This is a genomic window from Streptomyces sp. H27-H1 (assembly GCF_026627445.1).
GTDB lineage: Bacteria > Actinomycetota > Actinomycetes > Streptomycetales > Streptomycetaceae > Streptomyces.
In genome coordinates, this window is record NZ_JAPNLJ010000175.1 from 1 (window position 1) to 528 (window position 528).

The 528-nt window shown below is 75.9% G+C and carries 1 pseudogene; it reads left to right on the forward strand.

Annotated elements, in window-relative coordinates:
- Positions 1–494, forward strand: a pseudogene (locus OTB20_RS42360) (hypothetical protein); the annotation flags it as partial.
- Positions 495–528 lie beyond the last annotated feature (34 nt).

The following is a 528-nucleotide window of genomic DNA, read 5'->3' on the forward strand; positions in this document are numbered from 1 at the left end:
TCGTGGTACCGGTCGGGATCACGGTCCTGAAGGCGAACGGCGTGCCCGTCCCGGGGCTGTCCGCGCTCACGGGAGCGCGGCTGGTCATCGGCATCCCGGCGGTGCTCGCCCTCTCGGCCGTGCTCGCGCTCTCCCTCGGCGCGGCGCTCCGGCGAGGCCGGCTCGCGATCCTCGTCGTCGTCTCGGCCATCGTGGTCCCGTACGCCGTGACCGCCGTCCCGCTGCTGGGCGACGGCCTCGCCCAGTGGCTGCTCCGGGTGACCCCGGCCGCCGGTTTCGCCGTACAGCAGACCCTCGTGGAGTATCCGCAGGTCACCGCTCATTACGCGCCTTCGGCGGGGTACTTCCCGCTTCCCTGGTGGGCCGGGGCCGGCGTGCTGTGCGCGTACACGGTGGCCGCCGTCGCCCTCGCCCTGAACCGCCTGCCGCAGAGCGGTGAACGGGGCGACGACGCCACAGGTGAGCCGGCCGGGCGGTCCGCGGACCGGAGCTGACCGGCGGCGGGGCGGGCGCGGCCGGGTCCCCCGC